26 protein-coding genes and 1 pseudogene are annotated in these 26,914 nt (G+C 65.2%); 18 read left to right on the top strand and 9 right to left on the bottom strand.

What is annotated here, in order from left to right:
* Positions 1-41: 41 nt before the first annotated feature.
* The 7 genes from TZ00_RS12630 to TZ00_RS12600 form a co-directional block, all read right to left on the bottom strand.
* Positions 42-1,043 carry a glutamate ABC transporter substrate-binding protein gene (locus TZ00_RS12630; protein WP_044442194.1) on the bottom strand — a complete coding sequence of 334 codons (1,002 nt, stop codon included), beginning with the start codon at positions 1,041-1,043 and terminating at the stop codon, positions 42-44.
* A complete protein-coding gene (locus tag TZ00_RS12625) occupies positions 1,040-2,371 on the bottom strand; it encodes a hypothetical protein (protein WP_044442193.1) in 1,332 nt (443 codons plus the stop codon). The genes TZ00_RS12630 and TZ00_RS12625 overlap by 4 nt, the downstream gene beginning before the upstream one ends.
* Positions 2,368-4,008 carry an AAA family ATPase gene (locus tag TZ00_RS12620; protein WP_044442192.1) on the bottom strand — a complete coding sequence of 547 codons (1,641 nt, stop codon included), beginning with the start codon at positions 4,006-4,008 and terminating at the stop codon, positions 2,368-2,370. The genes TZ00_RS12625 and TZ00_RS12620 overlap by 4 nt, the downstream gene beginning before the upstream one ends.
* 11 nt (positions 4,009-4,019) lie before the next feature.
* Positions 4,020-4,538, bottom strand: coding sequence for a hypothetical protein (locus TZ00_RS12615; RefSeq protein WP_044442190.1), 519 nt, complete (start codon positions 4,536-4,538; stop codon positions 4,020-4,022).
* A gap of 25 nt (positions 4,539-4,563) precedes the next feature.
* Positions 4,564-5,775 carry a toxic anion resistance protein gene (locus TZ00_RS12610; RefSeq protein WP_044442360.1) on the bottom strand — a complete coding sequence of 404 codons (1,212 nt, stop codon included), beginning with the start codon at positions 5,773-5,775 and terminating at the stop codon, positions 4,564-4,566.
* Between the two features lie 87 nt (positions 5,776-5,862).
* Positions 5,863-6,840, bottom strand: a complete 978-nt coding sequence (gene corA, locus TZ00_RS12605) for a magnesium/cobalt transporter CorA (protein ID WP_044442189.1) — start codon at positions 6,838-6,840, stop codon at positions 5,863-5,865.
* A gap of 22 nt (positions 6,841-6,862) precedes the next feature.
* The gene (locus TZ00_RS12600) at positions 6,863-7,396 is read right to left on the bottom strand and encodes a DUF3515 family protein (protein ID WP_044442188.1); all 534 of its coding nucleotides are present in this window, start codon (positions 7,394-7,396) and stop codon (positions 6,863-6,865) included.
* A 23-nt stretch (positions 7,397-7,419) separates the two neighbouring features.
* Here TZ00_RS12600 and TZ00_RS12595 point away from each other — a divergent pair, with 23 nt between their 5' ends.
* Together TZ00_RS12595 and TZ00_RS12590 are read left to right on the top strand one after the other, a co-directional pair.
* Positions 7,420-8,520, top strand: a complete 1,101-nt coding sequence (locus tag TZ00_RS12595) for a thiamine-phosphate kinase (protein WP_420796234.1) — start codon at positions 7,420-7,422, stop codon at positions 8,518-8,520.
* A 261-nt stretch (positions 8,521-8,781) separates the two neighbouring features.
* Complete coding sequence (locus tag TZ00_RS12590) at positions 8,782-9,585, top strand: alpha/beta fold hydrolase (protein WP_044442187.1); 804 nt, start codon at positions 8,782-8,784, stop codon at positions 9,583-9,585.
* Positions 9,586-9,691: 106 nt separating this feature from the next.
* Here the strand turns inward: TZ00_RS12590 and rsmD are convergent, their stop codons facing one another.
* A complete protein-coding gene (gene rsmD, locus TZ00_RS12585) occupies positions 9,692-10,261 on the bottom strand; it encodes a 16S rRNA (guanine(966)-N(2))-methyltransferase RsmD (protein WP_044442186.1) in 570 nt (189 codons plus the stop codon).
* 44 nt (positions 10,262-10,305) lie between these two features.
* Between rsmD and TZ00_RS12580 the strand changes: the two genes are divergently transcribed.
* From TZ00_RS12580 to TZ00_RS19715, 4 genes are all read left to right on the top strand, one after another.
* Positions 10,306-12,516: an ATP-dependent DNA helicase RecG gene (locus TZ00_RS12580; RefSeq protein WP_044442185.1), complete on the top strand. Its 2,211-nt coding sequence runs from the start codon at positions 10,306-10,308 to the stop codon at positions 12,514-12,516.
* Positions 12,517-12,897: 381 nt separating this feature from the next.
* The gene (locus TZ00_RS19345) at positions 12,898-13,251 is read left to right on the top strand and encodes a ribonuclease E inhibitor RraB (protein WP_084606084.1); all 354 of its coding nucleotides are present in this window, start codon (positions 12,898-12,900) and stop codon (positions 13,249-13,251) included.
* 1,219 nt (positions 13,252-14,470) lie between these two features.
* The gene (locus TZ00_RS18955) at positions 14,471-15,370 is read left to right on the top strand and encodes a septum formation family protein (protein ID WP_052521546.1); all 900 of its coding nucleotides are present in this window, start codon (positions 14,471-14,473) and stop codon (positions 15,368-15,370) included.
* A gap of 65 nt (positions 15,371-15,435) precedes the next feature.
* A complete protein-coding gene (locus tag TZ00_RS19715; RefSeq protein ID WP_152631189.1) occupies positions 15,436-15,642 on the top strand; it encodes a hypothetical protein in 207 nt (68 codons plus the stop codon).
* Between the two features lie 191 nt (positions 15,643-15,833).
* Here TZ00_RS19715 and TZ00_RS19710 read toward each other — a convergent pair whose 3' ends face one another.
* Complete coding sequence (locus TZ00_RS19710) at positions 15,834-16,082, bottom strand: hypothetical protein (RefSeq protein WP_152631188.1); 249 nt, start codon at positions 16,080-16,082, stop codon at positions 15,834-15,836.
* Positions 16,083-16,202: 120 nt separating this feature from the next.
* Between TZ00_RS19710 and TZ00_RS12570 the strand changes: the two genes are divergently transcribed.
* From TZ00_RS12570 to TZ00_RS12515, 12 genes and pseudogenes are all read left to right on the top strand, one after another.
* Positions 16,203-16,622, top strand: coding sequence for a hypothetical protein (locus tag TZ00_RS12570; protein ID WP_044442184.1), 420 nt, complete (start codon positions 16,203-16,205; stop codon positions 16,620-16,622).
* A gap of 53 nt (positions 16,623-16,675) precedes the next feature.
* Positions 16,676-17,251, top strand: a pseudogene (locus tag TZ00_RS12565) (helicase-related protein); the annotation flags it as partial.
* A 204-nt stretch (positions 17,252-17,455) separates the two neighbouring features.
* A complete protein-coding gene (locus TZ00_RS12555) occupies positions 17,456-18,340 on the top strand; it encodes a hypothetical protein (RefSeq protein WP_152631187.1) in 885 nt (294 codons plus the stop codon).
* 354 nt (positions 18,341-18,694) lie between these two features.
* Positions 18,695-19,294 (top strand): 2'-5' RNA ligase family protein, encoded by a 600-nt coding sequence (locus TZ00_RS19340; RefSeq protein WP_084606082.1) that lies wholly within the window; start codon positions 18,695-18,697, stop codon positions 19,292-19,294.
* Positions 19,295-19,306: 12 nt separating this feature from the next.
* Positions 19,307-20,962 (top strand): ABC-F family ATP-binding cassette domain-containing protein, encoded by a 1,656-nt coding sequence (locus TZ00_RS12550; protein WP_044442180.1) that lies wholly within the window; start codon positions 19,307-19,309, stop codon positions 20,960-20,962.
* A 9-nt stretch (positions 20,963-20,971) separates the two neighbouring features.
* Positions 20,972-21,454, top strand: a complete 483-nt coding sequence (coaD, locus tag TZ00_RS12545) for a pantetheine-phosphate adenylyltransferase (protein WP_044442179.1) — start codon at positions 20,972-20,974, stop codon at positions 21,452-21,454.
* 67 nt (positions 21,455-21,521) lie between these two features.
* A complete protein-coding gene (locus tag TZ00_RS12540; RefSeq protein WP_044442178.1) occupies positions 21,522-22,523 on the top strand; it encodes a TIGR03557 family F420-dependent LLM class oxidoreductase in 1,002 nt (333 codons plus the stop codon).
* Complete coding sequence (locus TZ00_RS12535) at positions 22,523-23,389, top strand: coenzyme F420-0:L-glutamate ligase (RefSeq protein ID WP_238579682.1); 867 nt, start codon at positions 22,523-22,525, stop codon at positions 23,387-23,389. Before TZ00_RS12540 ends, TZ00_RS12535 begins: the two co-directional genes overlap by 1 nt.
* Positions 23,386-24,024 carry a 2-phospho-L-lactate guanylyltransferase gene (gene cofC / locus TZ00_RS12530; RefSeq protein ID WP_044442177.1) on the top strand — a complete coding sequence of 213 codons (639 nt, stop codon included), beginning with the start codon at positions 23,386-23,388 and terminating at the stop codon, positions 24,022-24,024. The genes TZ00_RS12535 and cofC overlap by 4 nt, the downstream gene beginning before the upstream one ends.
* A 26-nt stretch (positions 24,025-24,050) precedes the next feature.
* On the top strand, positions 24,051-24,548 hold the full coding sequence (locus TZ00_RS12525) for a hypothetical protein (protein WP_044442176.1): 498 nt from the start codon (positions 24,051-24,053) through the stop codon (positions 24,546-24,548).
* 78 nt (positions 24,549-24,626) lie between these two features.
* A complete protein-coding gene (locus TZ00_RS12520) occupies positions 24,627-25,244 on the top strand; it encodes a TetR/AcrR family transcriptional regulator (protein ID WP_044442173.1) in 618 nt (205 codons plus the stop codon).
* Between the two features lie 137 nt (positions 25,245-25,381).
* Positions 25,382-26,911, top strand: coding sequence for an ABC transporter substrate-binding protein (locus TZ00_RS12515; RefSeq protein ID WP_044442172.1), 1,530 nt, complete (start codon positions 25,382-25,384; stop codon positions 26,909-26,911).
* Positions 26,912-26,914: the final 3 nt, after the last annotated feature.

Genomic DNA, 26,914 nt, shown 5'->3' with positions numbered 1-26,914 from the left:
GATCGGGGGTGGGGTTGGTGATCGCGGGTGAGGGCGAGGGCCTAGCCGCGTCCATAGACGGCCGCGGGCGGAGCCGGCGCCGGGCCGAGCACGCCGAGCCACTTGTTGTAGAGGCTCGTCCATGTGCCGTCGCTGCGCATGCGGTCGAGCACGCCGTTGACGAAACGCACGAGGTCGACCTTGTCGGCCGGCATACCGAGGCCATACGGTTCCGCGCTGATCGCGTCGCCGACGACCATGGCATACGGGTCTTGCGCGGCGAATCCGGCGAGGATCGTGTCGTCGCCGGTGATGGCATCCACCTTGCCCTGCTGGAACAGCACGAGGCACTCGGTGTGGGTGGCGGCCGAGACCGCCTCTATGCCCGAGTAGCTCTCGAGGCGGGTGAGCGTCGTCGTGCTCGCGGGCGCGCAGACCTTCTGGTCGCCCAGTGCGTTGAGGTCGTCCATCGATTTCGCCTCGGAGTTGCTCGCGACGAGAACTTTCTGGCCGGCCTCGTAGTACTCGGTCGAGAACGCGATGGTCTCCCAGCGGGCGCAGTTGATGGTCATCGTGCGGGCCACGATGTCGACCTGCGTGTTGCCGGCGGCGTCGGGAGTGAGCACGTCGAGGCGCTGAGCAGAGGTGATGACCTTGAACTGCAGCTTGTTCGGATCGCCGAAGATCGCCCGGGAGATCTCGTGCAGAACATCGATGTCGAAGCCCTCGATCTGACCCGTGAGCGGGTTACGCGCGCCCATCAGCAGTGTGTCGGCGGAGACACCGACCCGGAGCACGCCGTTGTTCTTGATCGCCTCGATGGAGCTGCCGGCCGGAACCGAGTCGGGCGAGATAGGCGAGTACGAGGGCTGCACCTGGCCCTCGGTGTTCGTGCAGGTCGACGCGGGAGCCGGGGTGCTCGGCGCGCTCTCGGTGGGCGTCGGCGTGGGGGTGAGACCCAGGTCGTCGCTGCCCGATCGCGGCGCGCACGCGGTGAGAGCGAGCGTGCCGATCAGCGTCGCGACGAGTGCGATGCGGGCCGTGCGTGAACGGATGGCGCTCATCGGTACTCCTTGAGTCGAAGGGAGACGCCGCGCCAGGAGAGCACGGCGGCGGCGAGGCCGGCCACGAGGAAGATCCAGCCGAGGAGAGCCGATTGCGAGCCGCCCGTGTCGAGCGCGTTCTTGGTGGTGGCAGCACTTGAGGCTATGTCGTCTTGCGCGGCGGTGCTGAACGCGGTGAAGGCGGCGTTGGCGCTGTCGGGTTCCTGGCTGATCGCCTGCTTGACCGCGTCGTCCCAGTTGCCCGCGTCGTCGAGCTGGCGGATCGCCGCGTGCTTCTCGACCCACGAGTCGAAGCCGTTCTTGAGGTCGTCGCCGATCAGGTAGTTCTTGCCGCGCGAGTCGAGGCGCGCCTGAGCATCGGCGATAGCCGTCTGCACCTCGGCCTCGAGCGTCTGCCCCGAGCCGCGCTTGATGAGTGTGAAGCTCTCGAGCGACTTGGCCTCGGTGGCCGAGGTGTACGCCTGAGAGATGGCGAGGGTCTTGGCGTAGGAGTTCTGCCGTGCCTCGATCGCAGCGCCGGTGGTGTTCGAGAACGTGATCACGCCGACGACGCCGACCACGAGCATGGCGACGGCCGCGATGAGAAGCGGCCAGTTGAGGTAGCGGTGCGAGCGCCGGGTGATCCAGAGGTGCACCCAGACCAGAGCGATCAGAGCTGCGAGGGCGATGATGAGCCAGACCAGCGACACGGTCGAGGCCGTAAAGCTCCCTGCAGCCCTGTCGGCGCTCGCGAGAACGAGTGCCTCGAGCTGAGGAAGCGTGCTGTCGTTGAGCAATGCGGATGCCTGCGACAGGTATGCGGCGCCAACCGGGAATCCCTGGCGGTTGTTCGCGCGCGCCTGCTCGATGAGGCCGGTATAGATCGCGACCTCGGCGTTGACCTTGGCGAAGTCGGTGTCTCCGGCTTTGTCGTCGGCCGCGAGAAGGGTGATTTCGCGCGTCGCGTCGTCGATGGCGGTGTCGTACTCAGCACGTTGATCGGCGGGCTCGAGCCCGCCGACGAGGAACGCATTGGCGGCGATCGCGTCGGCGCGCACCAGGTCGTTGCGCACAGACTGGATGCCGATCAGCTGGGCGGCTTCGGCGCTCGCGTCGGCCGTGGCACTCGCCTGCGACGATCCCGTCTGAAATCCCGCGGCACCGAACGCCAGGCTGGCGAGCACAGAGACGGCGAGCAGCAGGCGGAGAGTCGCGGGAGTGGAGCGCGTCTTCTTCACGGGAGCGGCGGCCAGTGCGCCCTGGGGCTGTGCGACAGTCGTCGCCGGGGCGTTCGGCTGTGGGGATGCCTGGGGTACCGGCGGCGGGGGCGCGGCTGCGGTCGTGCTCATTCGGTGTCCTTCGACGTGGTCGGTTCTGCGGGATCGTCTGAGGGGGGAACGGCGGCGGGCACGGTGTCGGCCGACTCGGCCTCGATCGCGCTCGTCTGATCAGTCTGCGGCACATCGACGAGGATGGGTGCGCCGACCGCTTCGCCGGCGGTGCTCTGCACCTCGCCGTCGTTCGAGTCATTGAGGTCGTCGGCCAGCAGCAGGCGCAGTTCGTCGAGCGTCGGCTCGGCGACGCCGCGCAGTCGCCAGGCATGCCGTGCGATCGCCTTGTCGAGCAGGTTGCGGGCGTAGCGGCCGTTGCCGAAGCCCTCGTCTCGCGGCTCGATCGACACGATCTGCTCGAATCGCGCGAGCGCCTCGGGCGTCGGCTCGAAATCGGATGCCTCGGCGAGGCGCACGAAGATGTCGCGCAGCTCGGCGTCGGTGTAGTCCTGGAACGTGATGGAGGTGGAGAAGCGGCTGGCGAGCCCGGGGTTCGTCTCCATGAATCCGCGCATCGGCTCGGGGTAGCCGGCCACGATCACAACGAGGTCGTCGCGGTGATCTTCCATGTCTTTGACGATGGTCGTGATCGCCTCGGCTCCGTACTGGTCGAGCGCCAGACCGTAGGCCTCGTCGATGAAGAGCACGCCGCCGATGGCTCCGGCGACGACCTCGGATGTCTTGGTCGCCGTCTGCCCGAGGTAGCCGCCCACCAGTTCGGAACGGTCGACCTCGACGAGATGGCCCTTCGACAGGATGCCGAGGGCCGCGTAGATGCCGGCGACGAGACGGGCGACAGTGGTCTTGCCCGTGCCGGGGTTGCCGAGAAAGACGAGGTGCCTCGTGAGCGTCGGAGTCGTGAGGCCTGCGGCCGTTCGCAGCTGATCGATGCGCAACAGCTGAGTCTGCCGGTGGATTTCTCTCTTGACCCGGTCGAGCCCGATCAGACTGTCGAGCTCCGCGAGCAGCTCCTCGACCGTCTTCTTCGGTTTCTCCTCTTCTTCTTCGGCGGGTGGCGCGGCTGCGGGCGCAGGCTGAGTCGCGGTCGGAGAGACCGGTTCTGGTTCAGACGAGGTGAGCCCGGCTCGGCGGGCGAGTTCGGCCATCGTCGCGTCGCCGGGGCGTGCGAAGTCGGGCTGCTGAGTGGAGAGTTGATCGGCCGTGAGCGGCTGAGCGGCATGAGGTATCGGGGCGAGCGTCGTCGAGGGGAACAGAGTGGCCTCGGTGCGCGAGAGCGGAGGGATCGACGGAGCCTGGCGGGCGCCGGCGAGCTGCGCGGCCGCTGTGGCGGAGGCCGCCCCGAGCACGCCGATCGACGGCTCGCCCAATTCGCTCGCCGCAGCGACGACACCGGTGAGAGCCTTTGCGTAGTCGCCCGCGTGCTGGGGAGCCTCGGCCGCCAGCCTGCTCAGCAGATCGGTGGGCGAGGCCCGCCAGCGCCTCGCGCTCGACGCGGCTTCGAAGAACTCATCGGCGCTGCCCGCGCCGGTCTGATCGACCCACTGCACCGACGCGCCGATGGCGGACTCGGCTACCGCCGCAGCGATGCGCACGCCCTCGTCTCGGGCTGCGGCGGAATCGAGGCCTGCGCTCTCTGCCGCGGCGACGAGGGCGTCGAGGGCTTGGCGCAGCTCGTGGGAATCAGCGGATGTCATGGTGTCTTCGCTCAGCTCAGGGGTTCGGACGGGAGGGTCAGGCTCGATGAGGGCTGAAACTTCTCCGCAAGAAATTGGCCGTGCGCGACGAGAGCCGCGGCATCGGCGCGAGACACGGCATCCGAGATTTTGTCGAGTGTCACACCCAGCAGGTCGAGCTGGTCGCACAGAAGCATGAGCGAGGTCTTGCCCTTGTAGACGGCTCGACGGTCGGCGAAATCACGGGGGAGTCGAAGGTAGCCGCCGACGGCCTCGGGCAGGTAGCTCGTGGCAGTGGACACCACCGTGTGGGCCTGCGCGCTGCCGCCGCCGAGCTGGTCGAGCCGCGGAACCATCACGGCGACCGTGTTGGCGATGCGGTTGATACGCGCCGTCACGATGGGCGGAACCTTGCCCGCGGTGTCGGCCTGCACGTCGGCGATCGACGACAGGATGTCGGCGCTGGTCGGAGCCGGCGGCAGCTCGAACTCGTATTCGCGCTCGGCAGGTCGCCCCGTCACCGAGTCGCGGAGGTTCTGCCAGAAGCCCATTGCGTGACGTGCTCGACCCGTCGACTCAGCGCTTGTCGAGGTCGAGGGTGCTTGCGACCTCGGTCGTCTCGCTGCGACGGGCACGCTCGATGTAGGGCTTGGCCTTCTCGGTCTCGGTCTCGAGAACGCCGATGGTCTGGGCCATGCTGTCGAGGGCCTGCACCTTGAACTCGGTGATCGAATCCATGGTCGCGTAGATGTTGGCGAACGCGGCTTGAAGCTGAGGCAGGCCCACGGTTGCGGAGGCAGCCTGCGACTGGATCGACGCGGACTGGTCGGCCAGCATCTTCGAGGTTGCCTCGATCATGTTCGAGGTCGTGGTGTTCAGTGCGGCGATCTGGTCGAGCACGAGCTTCTGGTTGGCCAGGGCCTGCGCCACGATCACGGCCGTGCGAAGCGCAGAGATGGTGGTCGTGGTGGCCCGGTCGACGCCTTTGATGAGCTCGAGGTTGTTCTTGATGATTACGTCGATCGCCAGGTAGCCCTGAATCGAGACGGCGAGCTGGGTCAGCAGGTCTTGGTGCTTCTGGCGGACGTAGAAGAGCACATCTTCGCGAAGGGCCTTGGCCTTGTCGGGGTCGGTCGTGTCGAACTCGGCGATCTTGGCGGAGAGCTTCACATCGAGGCGTTCGGCCACGTAGATGTACTCGTTGAGCCTCTGCATGGTCTCCCAGAGATGCTGCTTTTCGAGGTTCAGCGCGGCATTGTCTTTGCGCAGCTCGTCTTGGCCGTCGTAGAGCGCCTTGATGATGGCGTTCAGGTGCGACTGCGCGCTCTCGTACTTGCGGAAGTAGTCGGCGATCTTGCGGCCGAAGGGAATGAAGCCGAGGATCTTGCGCTCGATGGTCTGCTCGCTGGGGTCGAGGTCTTCGACGGTGCGTCGCAGCTCGAGAAGCGTGGAACCGATCTTCGAGCCTTCGGACAGGCCGCCCGATTGAAGCGCTTTGACTGGAGTGGCGAGAAGTCTGTTCGACGAGTCCGCAGCCTGGCGGATGTCGATGTCACCCATGGTGCGCACGTCGTTGGCCTTGGCCGCGAAGGCGGGTGAGCGGGTGTCGGTGGTGACGAGCGTGTCGAGGTATGTGTCGACCTTCGCATCGAGTCCGGGCAGCGCAGCAGGATCGACTTTCGGCGCCATCTTCGGTGCAGACGTGGCGGCCACCGGGGCGACTGGCGCGGGCGCGGTGAGCGTGAGCACACTCTCGGAAGGGGCCTGCAGGGGAGCGGCGTCGGTCATCATGTCCTCACAACGGGGGCGTAGCCTTCAGAGTTCAACGGAATCGTTTCACTATATCGTCTCGACTTGTTGCGCTTGCGGGACGTGTCAGAGCCATCCCTTGCGGCGGAAGACGCTGTAGAGCACCCCGCCCATAACGATCATGGCGAGGACAGCGAGCGGGTAGCCGAAGGCCCAGTGCAGTTCGGGCATGTTGTCGAAATTCATGCCGTAGATCGTTCCGACGAGCGTGGGCGCGAAGAGGATCGCGGCCCATGACGAGATCTTTTTGACCTGATCGTTCTGATCTTGACCCACGAGGGTGAGGTGAGTTGTGAGGGCGTTCTCGAGCAACGCGCGGTAGGCGTCGACCCGGTCGACGATGCGGTGCGTGTGATCGAGCACGTCGCGGAAGCCGCGTGACACCTCGAGGTCGACCGCGTGGTCGCCCACGCGTTGCTTGAGCTCGCCGACGACATCGAGCAGCGGATGCGTCGCCCGCTGAAACATCATGACCTCGCGGGAGAGTTCGTAGATGCGCCGGGAGAGCTCCGTGGCTCCGCCTTCGAAGAGTTCGTCTTCGATCTCGTCGATGTCGTTCTCGAGCCCGGCGGCCACCGGCATGTAGTCGTCGACGACGCAGTCGAGAACGGCGTACAGCACGGCCTGTGGCCCCCTCGCAAGCAGATCCGGCGAGGCTTCGAGGCGTTCTCGAACCGCGCTGAGGTCTGGCTGGGCGGCCCGACGCACCGTGACCACGAAGGTGTCGCCGACGAACAGATGCACCTCGCCGAACTCCACCTTCTCGATGTCGTCGCGGTAGAGCGCCGGCCGCAGCACGACGAACTGTGTGTCTCCGTAGCGCTCGAGTTTCGCCCGCTGGTGCCCGGCGAGGGCGTCTTCGACGGCGAGTGGGTGCAGCTCGAATTCGTCGGCGACCGCCTGCAGTTCTTCGGGGCTCGGGCGGTCGAGGTCGATCCAGGCGAAGCCACGGCGCTCGGTGAGCAGCTCGAAGGTCTCGTCGAGAGTCTCGGGGTTGTCGGTGCGCACGCCGTCGGCATAGATGGCGTTGTCGATGACGGTCATGCGATGCTCTCGTCTGTGGAGGTCAACCGGCCGACGGAGCGTCGGTGGGAATATTCAGTGTGTCTTCGGCTCCGAGGCACTTGTTGGTCTGCGGGATCTTGGAGATAGAGGGGCCGAGGTCGACGAGGGTCGATGTGCCAGACACGACGTCGTAGTCGATGATGACCTCGGTCGTAGGAACCCGACCGTAGGTGACGAAGCGGTAGTTCGGCTTCTTCGAGTCGTCTTCGACCCAGTCGATGCCGTTGATATTGACGCAGGGGAGAGTCGTCGGCCCCTGCGGCGGGATTCCACAGCGCAACAGGATGCTGGCGGGCGAGCCCCACGCGGCCGTAGCCTGAGCGTCGGTCTGCCGGATGTCTTGGTTGTCGGCATCGCTCGGCAGTACCAAGGGCAGGCTCACGATGATGTCGGCGCACGCCGGATCTGCCGCATCCGCCGCAGGCTCGAGCGAAACGGTCTGCGCGCAGGCGCTGAGGCCGATGGCGAGGAATCCCGTTGCGAGAACTGCGGCTGTGCGGGCGGCGACTCGGCGCGCGAGAGGTGGTCGTGACATCACCCACAGGTTACCGTTTGCAGGTGACAGAAACCTCCGCGCAGCCCGATGACCGGCCCTCGACCGCTCTGCCCGTCTCCGCCCCCGGCGAGACCGTCACCGCCCTCGGCGAGCGAGAGACGCTGCGCCGAATCGTGCGCCGCCTGCCGAAGGCACATGCCGAACTTCTCGGGCCGGGTGACGATGCGGCTGTCGTGGCCGCTCCAGACCGGCGTACCGTGCTGACCACCGACATGATGGTGCAGGGCCCCGACTTCAGGCTCGCCTGGTCGACGCCCTACGAGCTTGGCTGGAAGGCCGCCGTGTCGAATCTCGCAGACGTGGCCGCGATGGGTGCTGTTCCGACCGCGCTGCTCGTTGCTCTCGCCGCCCCGCCTGAGACTCCGGTCGCCGTGCTCGAACAGTTCGCAGACGGCATGCGCGACGCGTGCGCAGAACTCGCGCCGGGCTGCGGGGTCGTCGGTGGAGACCTGTCGACGGCTGGAGCGCTGACCATCGCCGTGACCGCGATCGGAGATCTTGAACAGCGTGGGCCCGTGCTGCGCTCCGGTGCATCCGTGGGCGACGACCTTGCGGTCGCCGGTTCGCTGGGACTCGCCGGCGCTGGCGTGTGGCTCCTGTATCGAGACGGTTCCACCGATTCGGATGCCGAGGGCGGGCGGGAACCCGATGCGCGACGGGCACGCGTCGTGCGCCACGAGCATCCGGAGCTGGTGCGCGAACAGGTCGCGCCTCGATCGCCGATCGGGCTGGGAGTCGCCGCATCCGATGCCGGAGCCACGGCGATGCTGGATGTCTCGGACGGGCTCGTGCTCGACGCGTCGCGCATCGCAGATGCGAGCGACGTGACGATCGAGCTGCACGCCGACGCCATCGACGAGGCCGCTGATGTTCTGTCGGCGATTGACCCCGTGGTCGGGCGCAGGGCACGGGACTTCGTGCTCGCCGGGGGAGAGGACCACGCGCTGCTGGCCACGTTCCCTGCGGGCCGTGCGCCGGAGGGGTTCCGCGTGATCGGAACGGTCCGGGCCCGCGGTGCGCACTCCGTGACCGTCGGAGGCACGGCCTACGAACGCCCCGGCGGATGGGACCCCTACGCCGACTGGGACGGCGCCGCGGGCTGAGGTGTTCGCCCGTGATCGACTCGCCGCATAAGCACCTTTCGGTGATTCGAGTCGCCTCAAAAGCACCTAAGCGGCCATGGGACGGTGCTTCTGCGACGAGTCGATAACGGCGAGGGGTCCTACGCGGACGGGTGTTGCGCCGCGGGACCACGCTGCGGTCTGGGATCGGAGGCGCGGCCTACGAGCGTGCGGGCGGATGGGACCCGTACGCCGACTGGGACGGCGCTGCCGGCTGACTGGTCAGGCCTAGGATCGACCGGTATGGAGAGGCGCTGGTTCAATCGAGGGGGCGAGCGGCTCAGCTATCTGGTCTCGGAGAGCGCCGGACCGACGGTGCTGATTCTTCATGGTCTGGCCGGAAGCTCGAACGAGATGATCCCTACGGCTGAGGCTCTGTCAGAGCGTCACGTGCTTCTCCTCGATCAGCGAGGTCACGGCGAAAGCAGTCGGAAACCAGCGGATACGTCGCGCGCCGCGTTCGTGGCGGACGCCGTTGCGCTGATCGAGCTCGGATCGACCGGGCCGATCGCTCTCATCGGTCAATCGATGGGCGCGCACACCGCGATGCTCGTCGCGGCGGCTCGGCCCGACCTTGTCGACCGACTGGTCCTTCTCGAAGGAGGCGAAGGTTCTGGTGACCCGAAAACGAACGCTCGGATGGGGGAGTTCTTCGCGTCGTGGCCCGTGCCGTTTGCCACGGTGGAGGCTGCGCGAGCGTTTCTCGGTGATGGTCCACTCGAGTCGGCATGGGCGAGCGACCTCGAACGTCGTGAGGACGGCTACTACCCCCGTTTCGACTCCGACGTCATGGTTCGTGTGATCGACGCGGTCGCAGTTCCCCGATGGAGTGAGTGGGAGAGCGTTGTCGCCCCGACGCTTGCGGTCTTCGCGGAGAACGGCCTGTTCACGCAGGACGCGAAAGCGGAGTTCGTCCGTCGCGGCAGGAAGGTGCAATGCGCGGAGATTGCGGGAGCGTCGCACGACGCTCATCTCGACTCCTTCGACGCGTGGATCGCGCTCGTGAAGGAGTTCTTAGGCGAAGAGTCGCACGCTTCCGATGCGTAGGGCGACGCTAACTGAGGACAGGTGCCCTGCTCGAAGGCCCTGTCCCCCGTGTTCCCGGGGGTGGGGTCGAAGTGGGACGAGGTATGTCCTCACTTAGCTCAGACTCTCAAGCGGGGGAGATCCACCACAGGGTCGTCTCGCCGTAGTCTTTGCGGCGGTCGAGTTCTAGCGCGGCAGGGAGAGCCGGCTGCGGGGAGCGGGCGCTGCGCTCGACGACCACCACCGCGTCGGGCGACAGCTGGCCGACCAGCGCCTCGAGGTTCTGGGTGAGCTCGTCTTCGCTCAGCTCATAAGGGGGATCGATGAAGACGATGCCGACGATGCCGCGATCGGCGGATGCGCCCAGGTAGCTCGACACCGAGCTCGCCTGCACGTCGATGCGGGGAGCCGGTTTCGGAGCGCCCTGCTGCAGGAGCCGCGCGTTCTCCCGGCACACCTTCGCCGCCGCCGGATTTTTCTCGACGAGCACGACGGTGGCGGCTCCGCGGCTCGCCGCCTCGAGACCTAGCGCGCCCGATCCCGCATACAGGTCGAGCACGGTGGAACCCGGCAGCACGTCGCGGGCTTCGAGGGCCGAGAACACCGCCTCGCGCACCCGATCGCTGGTCGGCCGTGTGCCCGTCTTGGGCACCGAAATACGCCGGGAACCTGCGTAACCGGAGATGATGCGCGTCATGCCTGCATGCTATCCGTGTCGGCGGTCGCACTTAGAATCGCCGTATGACCGCGCCGGATACTGTCTCGCCGCACGGCGATAGCATCCTCGACGCCAAGCTCACCTCCGGCAGCCTCGGCGGCAAGACGGCGACGCCCCTCGCCAAGTCGCTGGGCATCGTCACGGTGGGCGATCTGCTCAGCCACTACCCCCGGCGCTACGTCAAGCGCGGCGAGCTCACGGCGCTTGACCAGCTGCCCCTCGGCGAGAACGTCACGATCGTGGCCGAGGTGCGCACCGTCAAGAAGCGCTCCATGAAATCGCGCAACGGGTCGATCCTCGAGGTCAGCATCTCTGACGGCCAAGGCTTTCTCACCCTCACCTTCTTCAACCAGGCGTGGCGCGAGGCTCAGCTGCCCGTCGGCGCTCGCGGCATCTTCACGGGCAAGGTGTCCGACTACCGGGGCGCCCTGCAGCTCGCGCATCCCGACTACGAGATGTTCGACGACATCCAGCTCAAAGACGGCGCGGCCGCCACATCGAAATGGCTCGAGCAACCGCTTCCCATCTACCCCGCGAGTTCGAGCATCTCCAGCTGGCAGATCGCGAAGACGGTCGAGCTCATCCTCGACGGCCTCGGCGACGTCCCCGACCCGGTGCCGGTCGAGGTGGCCAGTGAGCGAGGCCTGCTCTCTTACAGGCAGGCGCTCGAGCTCATCCATCGGCCCACCAAGACCTCCGACTGGCAGCGTGCGCGCGACGCCCTGCGCTTTCACGAGGCTTTCGTGCTGCAGGCAGCGCTGCTCGAGCAGCGCCGCCTCGCGCACCAGCACGAGGCCGTTCCCCGCGTGCCGAAGCCGGGCGGCTTCCTCGAGCGCTTCGACAAGCAGCTGGCCTTCACGCTCACCGGCGACCAGCAGCTGGTGGGCCGCGAGATCGCTGACGACATGGCACGCAATGAGCCCATGAACAGGCTCGTGCAGGGCGAGGTCGGCTCGGGCAAGACCATCGTGGCGCTCAGGGCCATGCTGGCCACGGCCGATTCGGGAGGCCAGTCCGCCCTGCTCGCGCCGACCGAGGTTCTGGCGTCGCAGCACCTGCGCTCGATCGTGCGTGCCCTCGGCCCCGATCTCGCCGCAGAACTCGTGCCCACCCTGCACACCGGTCAGATGCCCACAGCCGACCGGCGCAAGGCGTTGCTGCGCATGGTCTCGGGTCAGGCGCGCATCGTCGTGGGCACGCACGCTCTTCTCGGCGACAAGGTCACGTTCTACGATCTCGGCCTGGTCGTCGTCGACGAGCAGCACCGCTTCGGCGTCGACCAGCGCGACGACCTGCGCCGCAAGGGAGCCACCCCGCCCCACGTGCTGGTGCTCACGGCCACGCCGATTCCTCGCACCGTCGCGATGACGGTCTTCGGCGACCTCGACGTGTCGACCATTGCGGAGCTTCCGGACGGGCGCCAGGGCATCGAGACGTTCGTCGTTCCGCTGGCTGAGAAGCCCGGATGGAGTTCCCGCATCTGGACCCGCATGGCCGAAGAGCTCGCCCTCGGTCGTCAAGCGTTCGTGGTGTGCCCGGCCATCGACGCGGTCGCCCGCGAAGATCCGGCGGGCGGCGAGCCGGTCGACGAGCCAGCCGAGTCTGCAGGACCTGCCCGACCCGTGGCATCCGTCGAGGCCATCACGGCGCTCGTCAGAGCCAACCCGGCGCTCGCGGGGGCTCGGGTGGCCCCGCTGCACGGACGCATGCCGAGCGACGAGAAAGAGGCGGTGATGCGAGCTTTTGCCGACGGCGCGCTCGACATCATCGTCGCCACCACGGTCATCGAGGTCGGCGTCGACGTGCCGAATGCGTCGACCATGGTCGTGATGGATGCCGAAAGGTTCGGCGTCTCACAACTGCATCAGCTGCGGGGTCGCGTCGGGCGCGGGGGAGTGCCGGGGCTGTGCCTGCTCGTCACGAACGCCGAACTCGAAACTGTCGCCCGACAGCGGGTCGACGCCGTCGCATCCACGCTCGACGGCTTCGAGCTCGCGCAGGTCGACCTCGAGCTGCGCCGCGAGGGCAACGTGCTGGGCCGCAACCAGTCGGGCGGCAAGTCCAGCCTGCGCCTTTTGCGGGTGACGACCGACGGCGATCTCATCCTCGATGCCCGCATGGCCGCGTCGCTCATCATCGACGACGACCCGGGTTTCGTGCAGCACCCGGCGATTCGCGAGGCGCTCGATCGTCGTCTGCGCGAGGTCGAGGCGGAGTTCCTCGTCAAGAGCTGAGTGTGTGCCGGAGGCGATCTCCAGGGTGTCTCATAGCTGACGGCTAACACGGAAATAGAGGTAAGAGGTTGCGCGACGGAGTTAGGAGAATCGCCTCGTCGGGTTGGCGTGGAGGACCTGCCTGAACGGCTTCTCAATCAGCGGCCTCGCCGTGACGAGTCGGATTCGACGCCGCAATTCCCCAGGGATACGGGATGCTAAATCGTGTTGCAGATAGGGCACCATCGCGGGCATCTATAGCGGGCGGGGTAAACGGGCATCCCAACAACGACGCGGGCGCGGCATCGCGATTGGAACTGAAATGCCCGTTAGTGGACCGTCTTGCGGGCAGCGAGTGTGGCGCGCGATCGGGTGGCGCAGGTCCCTTACTAGGCTCGCGCCATGGGCTTATTTAGACGCGGTAAGAAGGCAGTCATCCCCGGCGATCCTCTAGACGATGAAACGCTTCGCGCAATCGGAGAGCGAAGTGATTTGACTTTGCCGCGTAATTGGATTCACTACATCTACTGCGCAGACGAAGCAGGAGCGCAGGTCATAGCGGGTGCGGCGTCAGAGGATGGGTGGGATCTGCAACGCGTGGATCATGCCGCTTCCGGAACAGGTTGGGTTGTCATCGCGGAACAAAAGGGTGTCGTTGTCACTCCGGAAAGAGTTCTATCGGCGCGCGCATTCTTCGAGCGGCTTGCACTGACCGTTCCTGGAGGCGACTACGACGGCTGGGAGGCGAGTATCTGAGCACCCGCTGAGGGATCCCTCAGCGGGCACTTAGCACATCACCTCTCGCGGCCACGGCTTCGAATGCTCGCCCAGATGACGCAGGCAATGCCGGAGGCAAAAACCACTGCTCCAACGATCCTCAGCGCTAGGGGTTCGGTAAACACCACCAAAGAGATCCCCAAAATCCAAAGAGAACCGCCCAGGAGAGCAAATTGGATTGTCTTTCGCCTTGTGTGTTCTGGCATGAAGCCACTATCACAGACGCTCCCGAATCGGGACTGGTCAGCGATCTTTGCCCGTAGGCCGGTGGTCATAAGGGCATCTACCGACCGCTCGTAGACGGAATGCCCGCTGGGGGATCGGCTTACGGGCGTTGGATGCCTGAAACGCGGCTCCAGTAGAGTCTGCCTGCACACAGCCGGGAGACCGGAGTTACATTCGTGGATCGTCTGAGTGGGGGGCAAACTTTGCGGAGGAAGTTTCGAATCATCTTTTCGGCGTCGCAAGGTGCGGCTCATCTATGGACTTACGGTGAAGACGGTCTCGTCGAGAGGGCGACAGAGATAGCTGACGACGAGATGCCCAGCCTGTGGATCAGTGCTGGTTGGTACTTCACGGACGGCAAAATTGAGTTGCCTCTCAGTAGTTCGCTTTGGGCAGACAAGGCTGTTACGTTCGCGCTCATTCGTCACTTTGAAGGAGCTCTCCGTCCGCTCGCCCAGGAACGACGACGGCCAAAGAGCAAGATGCCCCCGATACTCGCAAACGCTCAACCAATCCCTCAAACGGATGAGTGGTTCGCTCGACAGCATCAGCGCTTTTAGTTAGCTGTCCCCGCGTCGACGCCATCGAAAGCTCTAAGGGCATTCTCGTCGGCCGCCTACTGCTCAACCAAGACGTCTCCGAGGTGCGCGCTGAGGGACCGGCATACGGCCGCACTAGCGAAGCGAACGGCGGCAGCGAGCCAGCCGGCGTCAGTCGAGAAGGACTGTATTCGGATTGTCGGCCTCACCGGCGTGGGCTGTTCTTCCCGGTGCGGTACAGTGCCGCGCGATCCATAAACTCAGTAGGGAGACGGCATGAACCAGGTACTGCTGCGACCCGCGGTCGAGGAATGACCGGCCCTCGGGACTGGAGCCCGTCTGACAGCATGCCCTCGAGGGGGGTCCGACGGCCGGTCAATCGCCGCCCGAGGCTTAGACGCGGCAGTCTTGCTCGAGGGATCGTCCTCAGCTCGTTGATCGTCCTTATTGCCGCGCCGGTGTGGGCTGTGCTCAGCGGTGCCGGATGGACGTCGGCGAGCCTGCCCTGGTGTATCGCGATCTGTGTGGCTGTGCTCTTCCGGACAGGCGCGGGCGGTGTGATCTCCCGTCGAGGTGCGGTCGCGATCGCCGTCGTGACGTTCGTGATCGTCGCGGTGTGTTTCACAGCTGGCTTGGTCTTCCAGGCCGCCCTCGGTCATTCCCCCTCCGGTCTCGACGCGCTCGGCCGAGGGGAGTTCTGGCAGACGGTACCGCACGGTCTGGCCGGCGGGGCGACCTGGTCCGGGTGGCTGCCAGCTGGTCTCCTGGCTCTGGCGGTGACTCTGATCGGTGTGGTTCCTGTTCTGTGGACAACTTTCCGAGGACGCGTATTGCGCCTGGGGTGGCCGGCAGTACTCTCGACTGTCGGTCTTGTCGGACTGCTCCTAGCCATATCTGTCGCTACTAGCGGGCTGCCGTCGACCGGGGAGTCGATCATCGGAACGGGTCCAGACTCTGACTCGCGCGATGGCACGGTCCTGGTGGTGGGCGATTGCCTCGCCGTGGACCCCGTGACGATAGGTCAGGCGGACGGTCCGCTGCCGATGTTGGTCGGATGCGACCAGCCGCACGTGACGGAGGTGTTCCAGGAGATCAGCCTGGGGGCTGATCCGTTCGAACCCTATCCGGGCGATGAACAGGTCTACTACCGGGCGATGGAGCGGTGCTCAACGCCTTTCGAGACGTTCATCGGCATTCCGGCTTCTCAGAGTTCCGTCAGCCTGCAGGTGCACCGGCCGATGGAAGACTCGTGGCTAGCGGGCGAGCGCACCGCCCGCTGCCTTGCAGTGGTAACCGACCCCGTCTCCGGAACACTGCTGGGAGCAGCGAGGTAGCACTCCCGCAGTTGACGCTCACAAACGGTGTCGGGCTGTCAGGCCGCGCGAATATTGTGTGACTGATGAGAGCAAGAAGCTGGCTATACGTACTGGTGGCTGCAGCCGCCACAGCGACCGCCGCTCTAGTAATTGCGCACGTCTACAACTACTTTGGCTCCAAACTCGCCTTGCTGGTGACCAACGGCATATGGATCCTCGGCTCAGCTGGCATGCTCGTGTCGCTCGTCGCCATCGTGTTTCTTCGGTTCAGACGTCAGCACCGGCCTTAGATGTCGAGCCGTTGCCGACCCCGAGCCGTCGGTCAGGACACCGCTAGGGCACATACTCCTGTGACCAGTAATCGGCTCGTAACAGGAGAAGCTGGCCTTGGGACTCCGACGTCAGTGAGATTGTCCGCGGATCCGAAAACGAACCGGGCAGGCGCGATTGAGGGGTTGTTCCCAACTCGGTGGACAGGTCTTCAGGGGGTGGTCCCGTCAGGCGGGCGCACCGAGATCAGCGTCCAGCATCCGCCGGAAGCGCAGTTGGTGCTTACCTGAGTGACTTCACTACCTGCCGGAAGAGGGATCGACGAGAGAGGGGGCACATCTCCTTCGGTCGCGCCCAACAAGAGAAATCCGACACGCGCCGCGTAAAGCGTCGCCAGCACGGCGACGATGACCAGAGCACCGAGCAAGTAAAACCGCTTGCGGCTTCGCGGGACGCTCATGACTGCGACTCTACTCAGGAGCGGCCGGGGCTAGGTGCCAGTGAGGGATCCCACACGGGCTCTGGGGCTACTTCTCTGACGTCCGGGTGCATTGGAGGGGATGCGGCATAGGTTTGTCAGATGGACGACAAGGTGCGGGAACAGAAACAGACCGGTCGGATTTCGCCGCTGTCGACGAGCGACCTGCCGCCATCTATCACCTGCACGACCCAATACAGGCCCGACGTCACGTCGACAGAGGGATGGGTGAGAGACCGGGTCGAGGTGGAGCGGATTGACGGCCTGGGCTGGCCGAAGCATCCGACGCTGAGCTACGCGGCGATGAACCTGTCTGTCTCATTTATCGGCGATGCGCCGGACGGGCATGTAGTACATGTCAACGTCGCCGGGGCGGACGGAGCAATTCTCTTCAGTGCGCTGTATCAATATGGCGATGGGGGCGGGTTGCGACACAATTTCGTCGGCGGGCACGGTTTCACCGGGTTGCACTACCTTTATCACGGCGGGGCAATGCTTCAGTTTTGGTGCGAGACAGCCTGAATCTGTGATCTCTGTGGGGCCAACGAGTAAGGGCTCGGAGGCGGCCAATCAAAGCCAACCCGGCGCTCGCGGGGGCGCGGGTGGCCCCGCTGCACGGACGTATGCCGAGCGACGAGAAAGAGGCGGTGATGCGCGCGTTCGCCGATGGTGCGCTCGACATCATCGTCGCGACTACAGTCATCGAGGTCGGTGTCGACGTACCGAATGCCTCGACCATGGTCGTGATGGATGCCGAACGCTTCGGCGTCTCGCAACTGCATCAGCTGCGGGGTCGCGTCGGGCGCGGGGGAGTGCCCGGGCTGTGCCTCCTCGTCACGAATGCTGAGGTCGAGAGCGTCGCCCGACAACGGGTCGATGCGGTCGCGTCCACGCTCGACGGATTCGAGCTCGCCCAGGTCGACCTCGAACTGCGCCGCGAGGGCAACGTGCTGGGCCGCAACCAGTCGGGCGGCAAGTCCAGCCTGCGCCTGCTCCGGGTCACCACCGACGGCGACCTCATCGTCGACGCTCGCATGGCCGCGTCGCTCATCATCGACGATGACCCCGGGTTCGTGCAGCACCCGGCGATCCGCGAGGCGCTCGACAGGCGGCTGCGCGAGGTTGAGGTGGAGTTCCTCGTTAAGAGCTGAGTGCGTGCCACCTTCGCAGTTCTCTGTTTCCAAGCGGATTGATGAACGGCATTGTCTTCACCATCAGTGGATATGACGAGAACGTTAGTGGAATAGAACGTGACCGACCTGCTACCTTCGTGCGACTGAACGACGATAAGGTGCGTTGCCGCCCCTCACGAAGAACTAGGCGCCTACGTTGCCACGCATCAGTAATGTTCACCTATGGACCCAATTACGACGGCTGCTATCGGAGCAGCATCAAAGACCGTGGACCCTGCCGCTGCGGAAGGGGCAAAAGTTGGCGCTCAGCTCTTCTTGCGCCTCTTTGGCCCCACCGCCGACGTACTCGGAGCACATTGGGCCGATCGATTGCGTGAGAAAAATATGGCGCGACTGCTTGCGAAGACGGAACAGCGCGCCATTCACAGTGGTGAGGCGGGGTTTGCCTCGCCCCGTGTCGCATCGAAGGTCTTTCACGACGCGGAGTTCGCCGACGATGAGATGATCGCCGAGTACCTCAGTGGCGTTCTTGCCTCATCAAGATCTGAAGATGGAACCTACGACGGCGGTGTCGAATGGTCCTCCCTTATCGCGAGGCTCTCGTCCGATCAGCTTCGTCTGCACTATCTGATCTACGCGAGTGCCCGACAGGTTCTTGCTGACACTGCCGTGGGACAAAGGGCTAACTGGCTCCACATGAAGCGTGTCATTTTTCCCCAGGAAGAACTAATGGATCGAATTGGGAAGGACTTTTCAGACGTCAGGTTCTCCAACGCTGTGAACGGGCTCATGAGAGAAGGTCTGATTACGGACACTTACGCGTATGGCCCGAATGTGGGCGTCGCGGAGAGCGACTTCCCGAAGGGATCTGACCTCGACGTTCCATACGACCGAAGCCTGAAGATCGGCGTCAGTATCCAAGGAATGCGCTTGTTCATGTGGGGCCTAGGGATGGGTCACCTGCCAATGGATGTCTACATTCATCCATCATTCGCGATCACCACAGTCGACGAACAGCCCGACCTTGCGTTATTGAGCGGAGTCGTGATGTTCGAAGACGTGCTCCTCGATCCCGCGGGAAACAAATTCTCCAAAGAGTCTTTTTAGGGATCCAACGTTTTGCATTGAAGGCACCCGCGGGCCGTCCACGGTTAGACGTCGATGCGCATCAGCACACTGCGAGTAGTGCTGGGCTAGTACCTAGCTACTGCGCGGAACAGGCTAGCTTGTCGTTACGTAGTCATGGCAATGGCGGCCATTGCCCGACCTTCGGCGCGCGCATAGACAATCTGCGCCTGAGCCGCTGGATCTGATGAAGAAAGGGGAATCGAGCCGAACGCCCTTCCCTCTGGCGACGGCCAAGCTCTCGCGTGTTTAGTAGTCCGACCATTTGGCGTTTCCAGAGCGACACCGAGGCCATGATGTTTCTCTACGGGCCCGCCGGTTGGTGTTGTCGTATCGATGCCGAGGTTGATGGTAACGACGCTCCAGGTTCATGCGCTTCCTGAGGTGAGGATCCGTCTCACTTCGCGCCAACAGAGATGGTCGATGCTGTCTTGGTCGCACCTCGCTCGAACGGTTCGTGGTGTGCGCCAGTTCAATTTCTCGTTGACGCACACCGAATGGTTCGGCGAGGAGGTGCTTTGGCTCGCGCCAAAATCTCCGGCCCGGTTCGTCGAGCTCACCGCGGCTGTCACTCGCGTATTCCCGGGATATCCGCCATACGGCGGCCTGCACGATGGATCGGTGCCCCACTCCACGGTGGGCGACTCCGCCGGCTACGAGGAATTGCAACAGGCTCAGCGAATCATCGGTGCGGAACTGCCGCTGAGCGGAACAACATCGGCGGTCACCGTTCTTGTGGAAAGCTCGCGCGGCCGTTGGTGCGAAGAGACGCGTGTCCCGTTCTCGTCGGGCCAGGGCGAAACGCTCATATCGCAATCAGCTGACTGTTTCATAGCCCGCACGTCCCATAATTGGCGGGATGTACGACGGCTGCGGGTAAGGGCACATCCCGGCCATGCCATCGTCGGCCAACTCCCCCGCGGCCCGCGCTCCTGACACCATGGAGTCATGACCGCAACACTCGTGGCCAAGGGCCTCGCAGGGGGCCACGGCCACCGCACACTCTTCTCTTCTCTCGATCTCACGGTCGCGCCCGGCGACATCGTGGGTGTCGTGGGCGCCAATGGCGCCGGCAAATCCACTCTGCTGCGTATTCTCGCGGGGCTGGACGCGCCCCTCGAGGGCACGGTCACGCTCGCGCCCGGCGACGCCTTCGTCGGATGGCTGCCGCAGGAGCACGAGCGAGTCGCCGGCGAGACGGTCGCCGAGTACGTCGGGCGACGCACCGGCACGACGGTGGCGACGAGCGAGATGGATGCCGCGGCCGCGGCTCTCGGAGATACCGCGGGCGTCGCACCGGGCGAACCCGATCCGGCCGACGTGTACTCGGCTGCGCTGGAACGCTGGCTCGCCAGCGGAGCCGCCGACCTCGACGACCGTCTTCCCATCGTTCTGGCCGAACTCGGGCTGGCGCTGTCGTCTGACGCGCTGATGACCTCTTTGTCGGGCGGCCAGGCGGCGCGGGTCGGGCTCGCCGCACTGCTGCTCTCGCGCTTCGATATCGTGCTGCTCGACGAACCCACCAACGACCTCGACCTCGACGGGCTCGAGCGACTCGAGGGCTTCATCCGGGGGTTGCGCGGGGGAGTCGTTCTGGTGAGCCACGACAGGGCGTTTCTGGCATCGAGCGTCACCCGGGTGGTCGAACTCGACCTGGCGCAGGGCACGAATCGTGTCTATGGGGGCGGATACGATTCGTTCCTCGAAGAGCGCGAGACGGCCAAGCGGCACGCTCGTGAGGAGTACGACGAGTTCGCCGAGAAGAAGGCCGACCTCGTGGGCAGAGCCCGCACACAGCGCGAGTGGTCGAGTCAGGGCGTGCGCAACGCCATGAAGAAGTCGCCCGACAACGACAAGATCCGGCGCAAGGCCTCGGTCGAGTCGAGCGAGAAGCAGGCGCAGAAGGTGCGTCAGATGGAGAGCCGGATCGCTCGCCTCGACGAGGTCGAGGAGCCGCGCAAGGAGTGGCAGCTGCAGTTCACCATCGGCTCGGCTCCCCGGTCGAGCTCTGTCGTGTCGACGCTCTCGTCGGCCGTCGTGCGTCAGGGAGACTTCACTCTCGGGCCCGTCTCCCTGCAGGTCGACGCGGGCGATCGCATCGGCATCACCGGGCCCAACGGAGCCGGAAAGTCGACGCTGCTGCGACTGCTGCTCGGGCGTACGGCCCCCGATGAAGGATCGGCCAGCCTCGGCGCCAGCGTGGCCATCGGCGAGATCGACCAGGCGCGTGCGGTGCTCGCGGGCGTCGACACCCTGGCCGCGAGCTTTGAGGCTCAGGTGCCGGACTGGCCCGTCGCCGAGGTCCGCACCCTGCTGGCCAAGTTCGGGCTGAAGGCCGACCACGTGTCGCGCCCCGTCGACGAGCTCTCACCGGGGGAGCGAACACGGGCCGGCCTGGCTCTGCTGCAGGCGACCGGAGTCAACCTGCTGGTGCTCGACGAGCCCACAAACCACCTCGACCTCGTGGCGATCGAGCAGCTCGAGCAGGCCATCGAGTCGTATGACGGCACCCTGCTGCTCGTCACGCACGACCGACGCATGCTCGAGACCGTTCGGCTCAATCGTCAGTGGCAGGTCACCGACGGCACAGTGATCGAACGATAAGGTCGAACAATGAGCAACGTCGCCGTCGTCCCCGGGTCTTTCGACCCTGTCACCCTCGGGCATCTCGATGTCATCTCGCGAGCAGCGGGCCTCTTCGATGAGGTTCACGTTCTGGTGGTGCACAATCCTGCCAAGACCGCGCTTCTGCCCATCTCGCAGCGGGTGCGACTGATCGAGCAGGCCATCCTCGACGAGGGCCTGCCGTCGAACATCGTCGTCAACTCGTGGAGCGTCGGGCTGCTGGTCGACTACTGCACCGATGTCGGAGCGCGCGCCCTCGTCAAGGGAATCCGTTCGCAGGTCGACGTGGCCTATGAGACCCCGATGGCCATCGTGAACCGCAACCTGGCCGGCGTCGAGACTGTTTTCCTGCTTCCTGACCCTGCGCACGCGCACGTGTCGAGTTCGCTCGTGCGGCAGGTGTCGTCTTTGGGGGGCGACGTGGCACCCTATGTGCCGGCCGCCGTTGCCACCTTCCTCAACAGTCAATAGAGCTTGAACACGCAATAAGGCTCGTCTTCGAAACCTGATCTTCACACGTGAGTGGGAGGATGGAAGCATGTCTGATCTCTCCATCGGCTATGCCGCCATGCTCGAGCAGTTCCACCCCACCGAGGCAGTCGCTCTGTCGGCGCTCGCCGAACAGCACGGCTTCACGGGCGTGATGGCGGCGGACCACTTCCAACCGTGGGTTCCGCAGCAAGGTCAGAGCGCGTTCGTCTGGGAGGTTCTCGCAGCCTTAGGCGAGCGCACCACGGGTGACTTCGGCCCCGGAGTCACGGCCCCGACGTTCCGCTGGCATCCCGCGATGGTGGCCCAGGCATCCGCAACCCTCGGCGCCATGTACCCGGGCCGGCACTGGCTCGGACTGGGTTCGGGCGAGGCGCTCAACGAGCACATCGTGGGCGGTTACTGGCCCGAGGCCCCTGAGCGCATCAACCGCATGTTCGAGGCCATCGAGATCATCAACAAGCTCTTCACGGCGTCGATCGCCGGAAAAGACGTGAAGCACTCGGGGCAGTTCTACAAGCTCGAGTCGACGCGTCTCTGGACAATGCCGCCCGTCGCGCCTGAGATTCTCGTGGCCACGGCCGGCCCGGTCACCGCAAAGCGGGCAGGCCGGCACGTCGACGGGCTCATTACGGTCGGTGCCCCCCTCGCCAAGATCGAGGGCCTCTTCGCGAAGTTCGAAGAGGGCGCACGCGAGGCGGGCAAAGACCCGTCGACCATGCCGCGTGTGCTGCAGTTGCACATGTCGTGGGCAGAGACCGACGAGATCGCCCTGGTCAACGCCATGACCGAGTGGCCGAACGGTGGCATGAAGTTCCCGAAGGGCGACATCCGTTCACCCTTCGAGCTGGAGCAGATGGCCAAGCTCGTTCGCCCCGAAGACTTCGAGGGTCGTCTCGTGATCTCGAGCGACCCCGATGTGCACCGCGCCTATATTCAGAGCTTCATCGACCTGGGCTTCGACCGCGTCTACCTGCATAACGTCGGCCGCAACCAGAAGGAGTGGATCGAGGTCTTCGGTCGCGACGTGCTGCCGAAGCTGCACCGCTAGTGAGTACCGGCGTCGCAGCCGAGCTGAGCATCTACGGTGTTCCTGGCATCCCCGAGATCACGCCGGGCGACGACCTCGCGGGATTGATCGGCGCGGCACTGGATGCCCGAGGCCTAGTTCTCGAAGACGGCGACATTCTCGTCGTCACGTCGAAGATCGTCTCCAAGGCTGAGGGTCGCGTGATCGCCGCGACCGATCGCGAAGATGCGATCACTCGAGAGACCGTTCGTCTCGTGGCGTCGCGCCCGCACCCCGGCGGGGTCACACGCATCGTCGAGAATCGTCAGGGCCTTGTGCAGGCGGCGGCTGGCGTCGATGCCAGCAATACGCCGGACGGCACCGTCCTCCTGCTTCCCGAAGATCCGGATGCCTCGGCCCGGGCCCTATGCGCGGCCCTGCGTCGGGCATCCGGTGCTCGTGTCGGCATCGTCATCTCCGACACCCTTGGCAGGGCGTGGCGCGAAGGTCAGATCGACGCGGCGATCGGCGCGGCCGGAGTGATCGTCATCGATGATCTCCGAGGCAGCACCGACACCTTCGGCCAGACCCTCTCGGTGACCCAGGCTGCCACAGGCGACGAGCTGGCGTCGGCCACCGATTTGGTGAAGGGCAAAGCCACCGGCATGCCTGTCGCTCTCGTGCGCGGACTGCCTCGACTCGTTGTTGAGTCGCTCGACACTCCCGCTCGCGCGTTGGTGCGACGGCCCGAGGGCGACATGTTCCGGCTCGGCACAGACGAGGCGCATGCGCAGGGCTTCGCCGAGGGATACGGCCGAGGGCTACGGGATGCGCGACGCGGCCATCGCGCGGCGGCCCGTCCGTCGCGGGTTCGCCTGCGCGTTCGTTCGCTTCGGAGCGCACGATGAGTGCCACGGGTGAGTGGGTCGTCGTGATGCCCGTCAAGGGCACCGCAGGAGCGAAGAGCCGGCTGCTCGGCGGTCTCGCCGACTCCGAGATCCCCGAGGGGCGTCGCGCGGAGTTCGCCCTGGCTCTCGCCCTCGACGCGGTGGATGCTGTGCGCACGGCGCTGCCCGTAGTGCGGGTCATCGTGGTGACGAGCGCCGAGGTCTCCGAGCGCTTCGAAGCGCTGGGCGCGCTCGTTCGCCGCGACCCGGGAACCGGCCTCAACGCGGCGTTCACCCGAGGCATCCGGGCAGCCATGGAACTCAACCCGGGCCGCCCCGTCGCGGCTCTGATGAGCGATCTCGCCTCGATCAGGCCCCGAGACGTGACCGCCGCGCTCGAACTCGCATCGGCACATCCACTCGGCATGCTCACCGACAAAGACGGCACGGGAACGACACTGCTGACCGCCCTGTCGCCACGCGAACTCCTGCCCCGGTTCGGGCTGGGTTCTGCCCGGCGGCACCGCGAGGCGGGCCATATCGAGCTCGATATCGCGCGGGGCGACCGGATGCGCCTCGACATCGACACGGCCGACGATCTGGCGACCGCGCGCGCCCTCGGCCTCGGCCCGCGGGCGAGAGCGGTGCTCGGGTAATAGGCAGTTCGTGCGAGAGTTGATGAATGAGTCGATTCGACGATCAATTCCACGGCGTACCCGAGTCGGAGCCGGAGGAGCCGCGCACAGGCTCGATCAATCCGTTCGAGATCGCGCTCTGGGCTGTGGCCGTGGTGCTCGTCGTCGGCGGAGTCGTGTCGCTGCAATGGGCCACGGGTCGCTACGGCGGGGGTAGCGTTGCGACCAACAGCGAGAGTTTCATGGCGACACAGATGGTCTATGCGCTCGCGCCCGCGGTCGTAGCCGTCGGCCTGCTCGCCATCGTTGTCTCGCTGGCTCTTCGCGCCGCGCTGCTGGTCGTGGCCAGACGTGCGGCTTCGGCAGCCAGCGAGGCGCGTCGCGCCGACCACCCCGCGACGACTCCGACGGTCGAATCTCCGCCGGCAGCGTCTCTTGCGGAGGGCGCGCCGCAGCGCGAGGCGCTGCAATTCGGTCCCCCGAGATTCAGGCAGCGCCAGCGGAGGGTCGACCACTCGGCTTTCAAAAGGCCGGGAACGGAATAGCCGCCTGTCAAGTACCTGACCTTGTGGTCGGTCTGGATATAGGCTTGGCGCGTCGAAGGATCAGAGCGGAGTCGACTCATGGGCGCAAAATTGGGCCAGAACAACGTCAAGGGTGAGCAGACGAAAACCGCCATCCTGGCCGCGGCGGAGCAGCTCTTTGCCGAGTCCGGTTATCGAGGGGCCTCGCTGGCGAACATCGCCGAGCGTGCCGGGGTGACTCAGTCGGGCCTGCTGCATCACTTCAACTCGAAAGACGAACTCCTCGTCGCGGTGCTCGAACAACACAACCGAGATGATGACGCTCTACTGATCGGCCCGCTGAGCCTGGGCGGGGCCGACGTGATCACCGGGCTGCGCGAGCTGATCGTGCAGAACTCGGAGAACCGAGTATCCGTGCGGCTTTTCGCCGTTCTCGTCGCCGAAAGCACCTCCGTCGATCATCCGGGCCACGACTACATGAAGGCGCGCTACGATCGTCTCCGCAACAGGCTGGTGGGTGCATTGTCGATCGGCATCCAGCGCGCCGAGATCCGCGCCGACGCCGATCTCGAGGTGCTGGCATCCGCGCTGATCGCCCTGATGGACGGCATTCAGCTGCAGTGGATCTACAACGCGCAGGTCGATATGGGAGCTGCCTTCGATCTCGTTGCTCGTGCGCTCGTCGAGTCGATGGCGACGACACCGACCGCGGTCTGACTTCAGCCCAAAAGAGCCATCCTTCGGGGTGGCTCTTTTTTTCGATTGATTTACCGACCGAGTACACGGTATGTTAATCACCGGACGCGGCGATCAGTCTTCGCCTCACGCCATTCACTCAACGAAGAGAGACAGACATGAAGAGATCGATTCTCGGGCTCGGGGCGCTTGTCGTCGCGGCGAGTCTTATGCTCGCCGGATGCTCCGCGGGCTCCCCGGCCTCCACCGATTCCGCCACCTCGACCGGGGGAACGCTCACGCTCGGTTCTGCGTTCGATGCCACCTCGTGGGACACGGCAGATGCCGAGTTCGGAAACCGCCTGCAGTACATGCAGCCCGTCTACGACTCGCTCCTGCACATCGATTCGAAGCTGGAGATCACGCCGTGGCTCGCGTCGGCCTTCAGCTACAACGACGACAACACGCGCCTCACGCTGACTCTCCGAGACGACGTCACGTTCACCGATGGCACGGCCTTAGATGCCGATGCGGTGAAGGCGAACCTCGAACACTTCGCCAAGGGAACCGGGCAGAACTCGATCACTCTCGCCTTGCTCTCGTCGGTCGAGGTCACGAGTCCCACCGAGGTCGTGCTCGTACTCAGTGCTCCTGATCCCGCGCTGCTGCGCAACCTTGCTCTTGTATCGGGCATGATGGCCTCGCCTGCCCAGCTCGACACCGGTTCGTTGAAGACGACCCCCGTCGGCAGCGGTCCCTACGTTCTCGACGCCGCCGCGACGGTGACGGGCAGCCAGTACACCTATAAGCGCAACGCCGACTACTGGAACGCCGAGGCGTTCCCCTACGACAGCATTGTGATCAAGCCGCTGTCAGACCTCACGGCTCGGCTCAATGCGCTGAAGGCGGGCGAGATCGATGCCGCGAGCGCCGATGCCAAGAGCATGGCCGAGGCTCAGGCCAGCGGTCTCACTGTGGGCAAGATGCTGGGCGACTGGCAAGGCCTCTTCATCGTCGATCGGGCGGGCGCGAAAGTTCCCGCGCTTGCCGATGAGCGAGTACGTCAGGCTCTGAACTACGCGATCGACGGCGACGCGATCCTCAAGTCGATCCGCCTCGGCGAGGGCGAGTCGACCACGCAGATCTTCAACCCCAGCAGCCAGGCGTATGACGCATCGCTCGACGGCGCCTACCCATACGACCCCAAGAAGGCGAAAGAGCTGCTTGCCGAGGCAGGTTATGCAGATGGCTTTGACCTTGTGATCCCCGATGTAGCTGGCTTCTCCGATCTCACCACGATCACTGTGCAGTCACTGAAGGACATCGGCATCCGAGTCACGACGGAGCCTGTGTCGGCAGACCAGTCGATCTCGAAGCTGATCAGCGGCGAGTACCCGGTATTCATCTTTTCGTGGGGCTCTTCCAACGCCTGGCAGGACACCATCAAGCTGCTCACACCGACCGCTCCCTGGAACATGCTGAAAGACCAGGATCCAGAACTCGACACGCTGATCTCGGCTGCACAGACCGCGACCGGAGATGACGCGGATGCGGCGTTCCAGAAGCTGAGTGCTTATGTCGTCGATCAGGCCTGGTTCGCGCCCTGGTATGTGCAGAACAACATCTACCTGAGCTCCGCAAAGACCGCGGCCACCATGCAGCCGCAGAACGTCGTTCCCTACATCTGGAACTACGCGCCCGCGAGCTGAATA

The sequence above is a fragment of the Agreia bicolorata genome (genome assembly GCF_000938265.1).
In the GTDB taxonomy this organism is placed as follows: Bacteria; Actinomycetota; Actinomycetes; order Actinomycetales; family Microbacteriaceae; genus Agreia; species Agreia bicolorata.
Note: the sequence above shows the minus strand (reverse complement) of the source record. Positions and strands in the feature narration are given on the sequence as shown.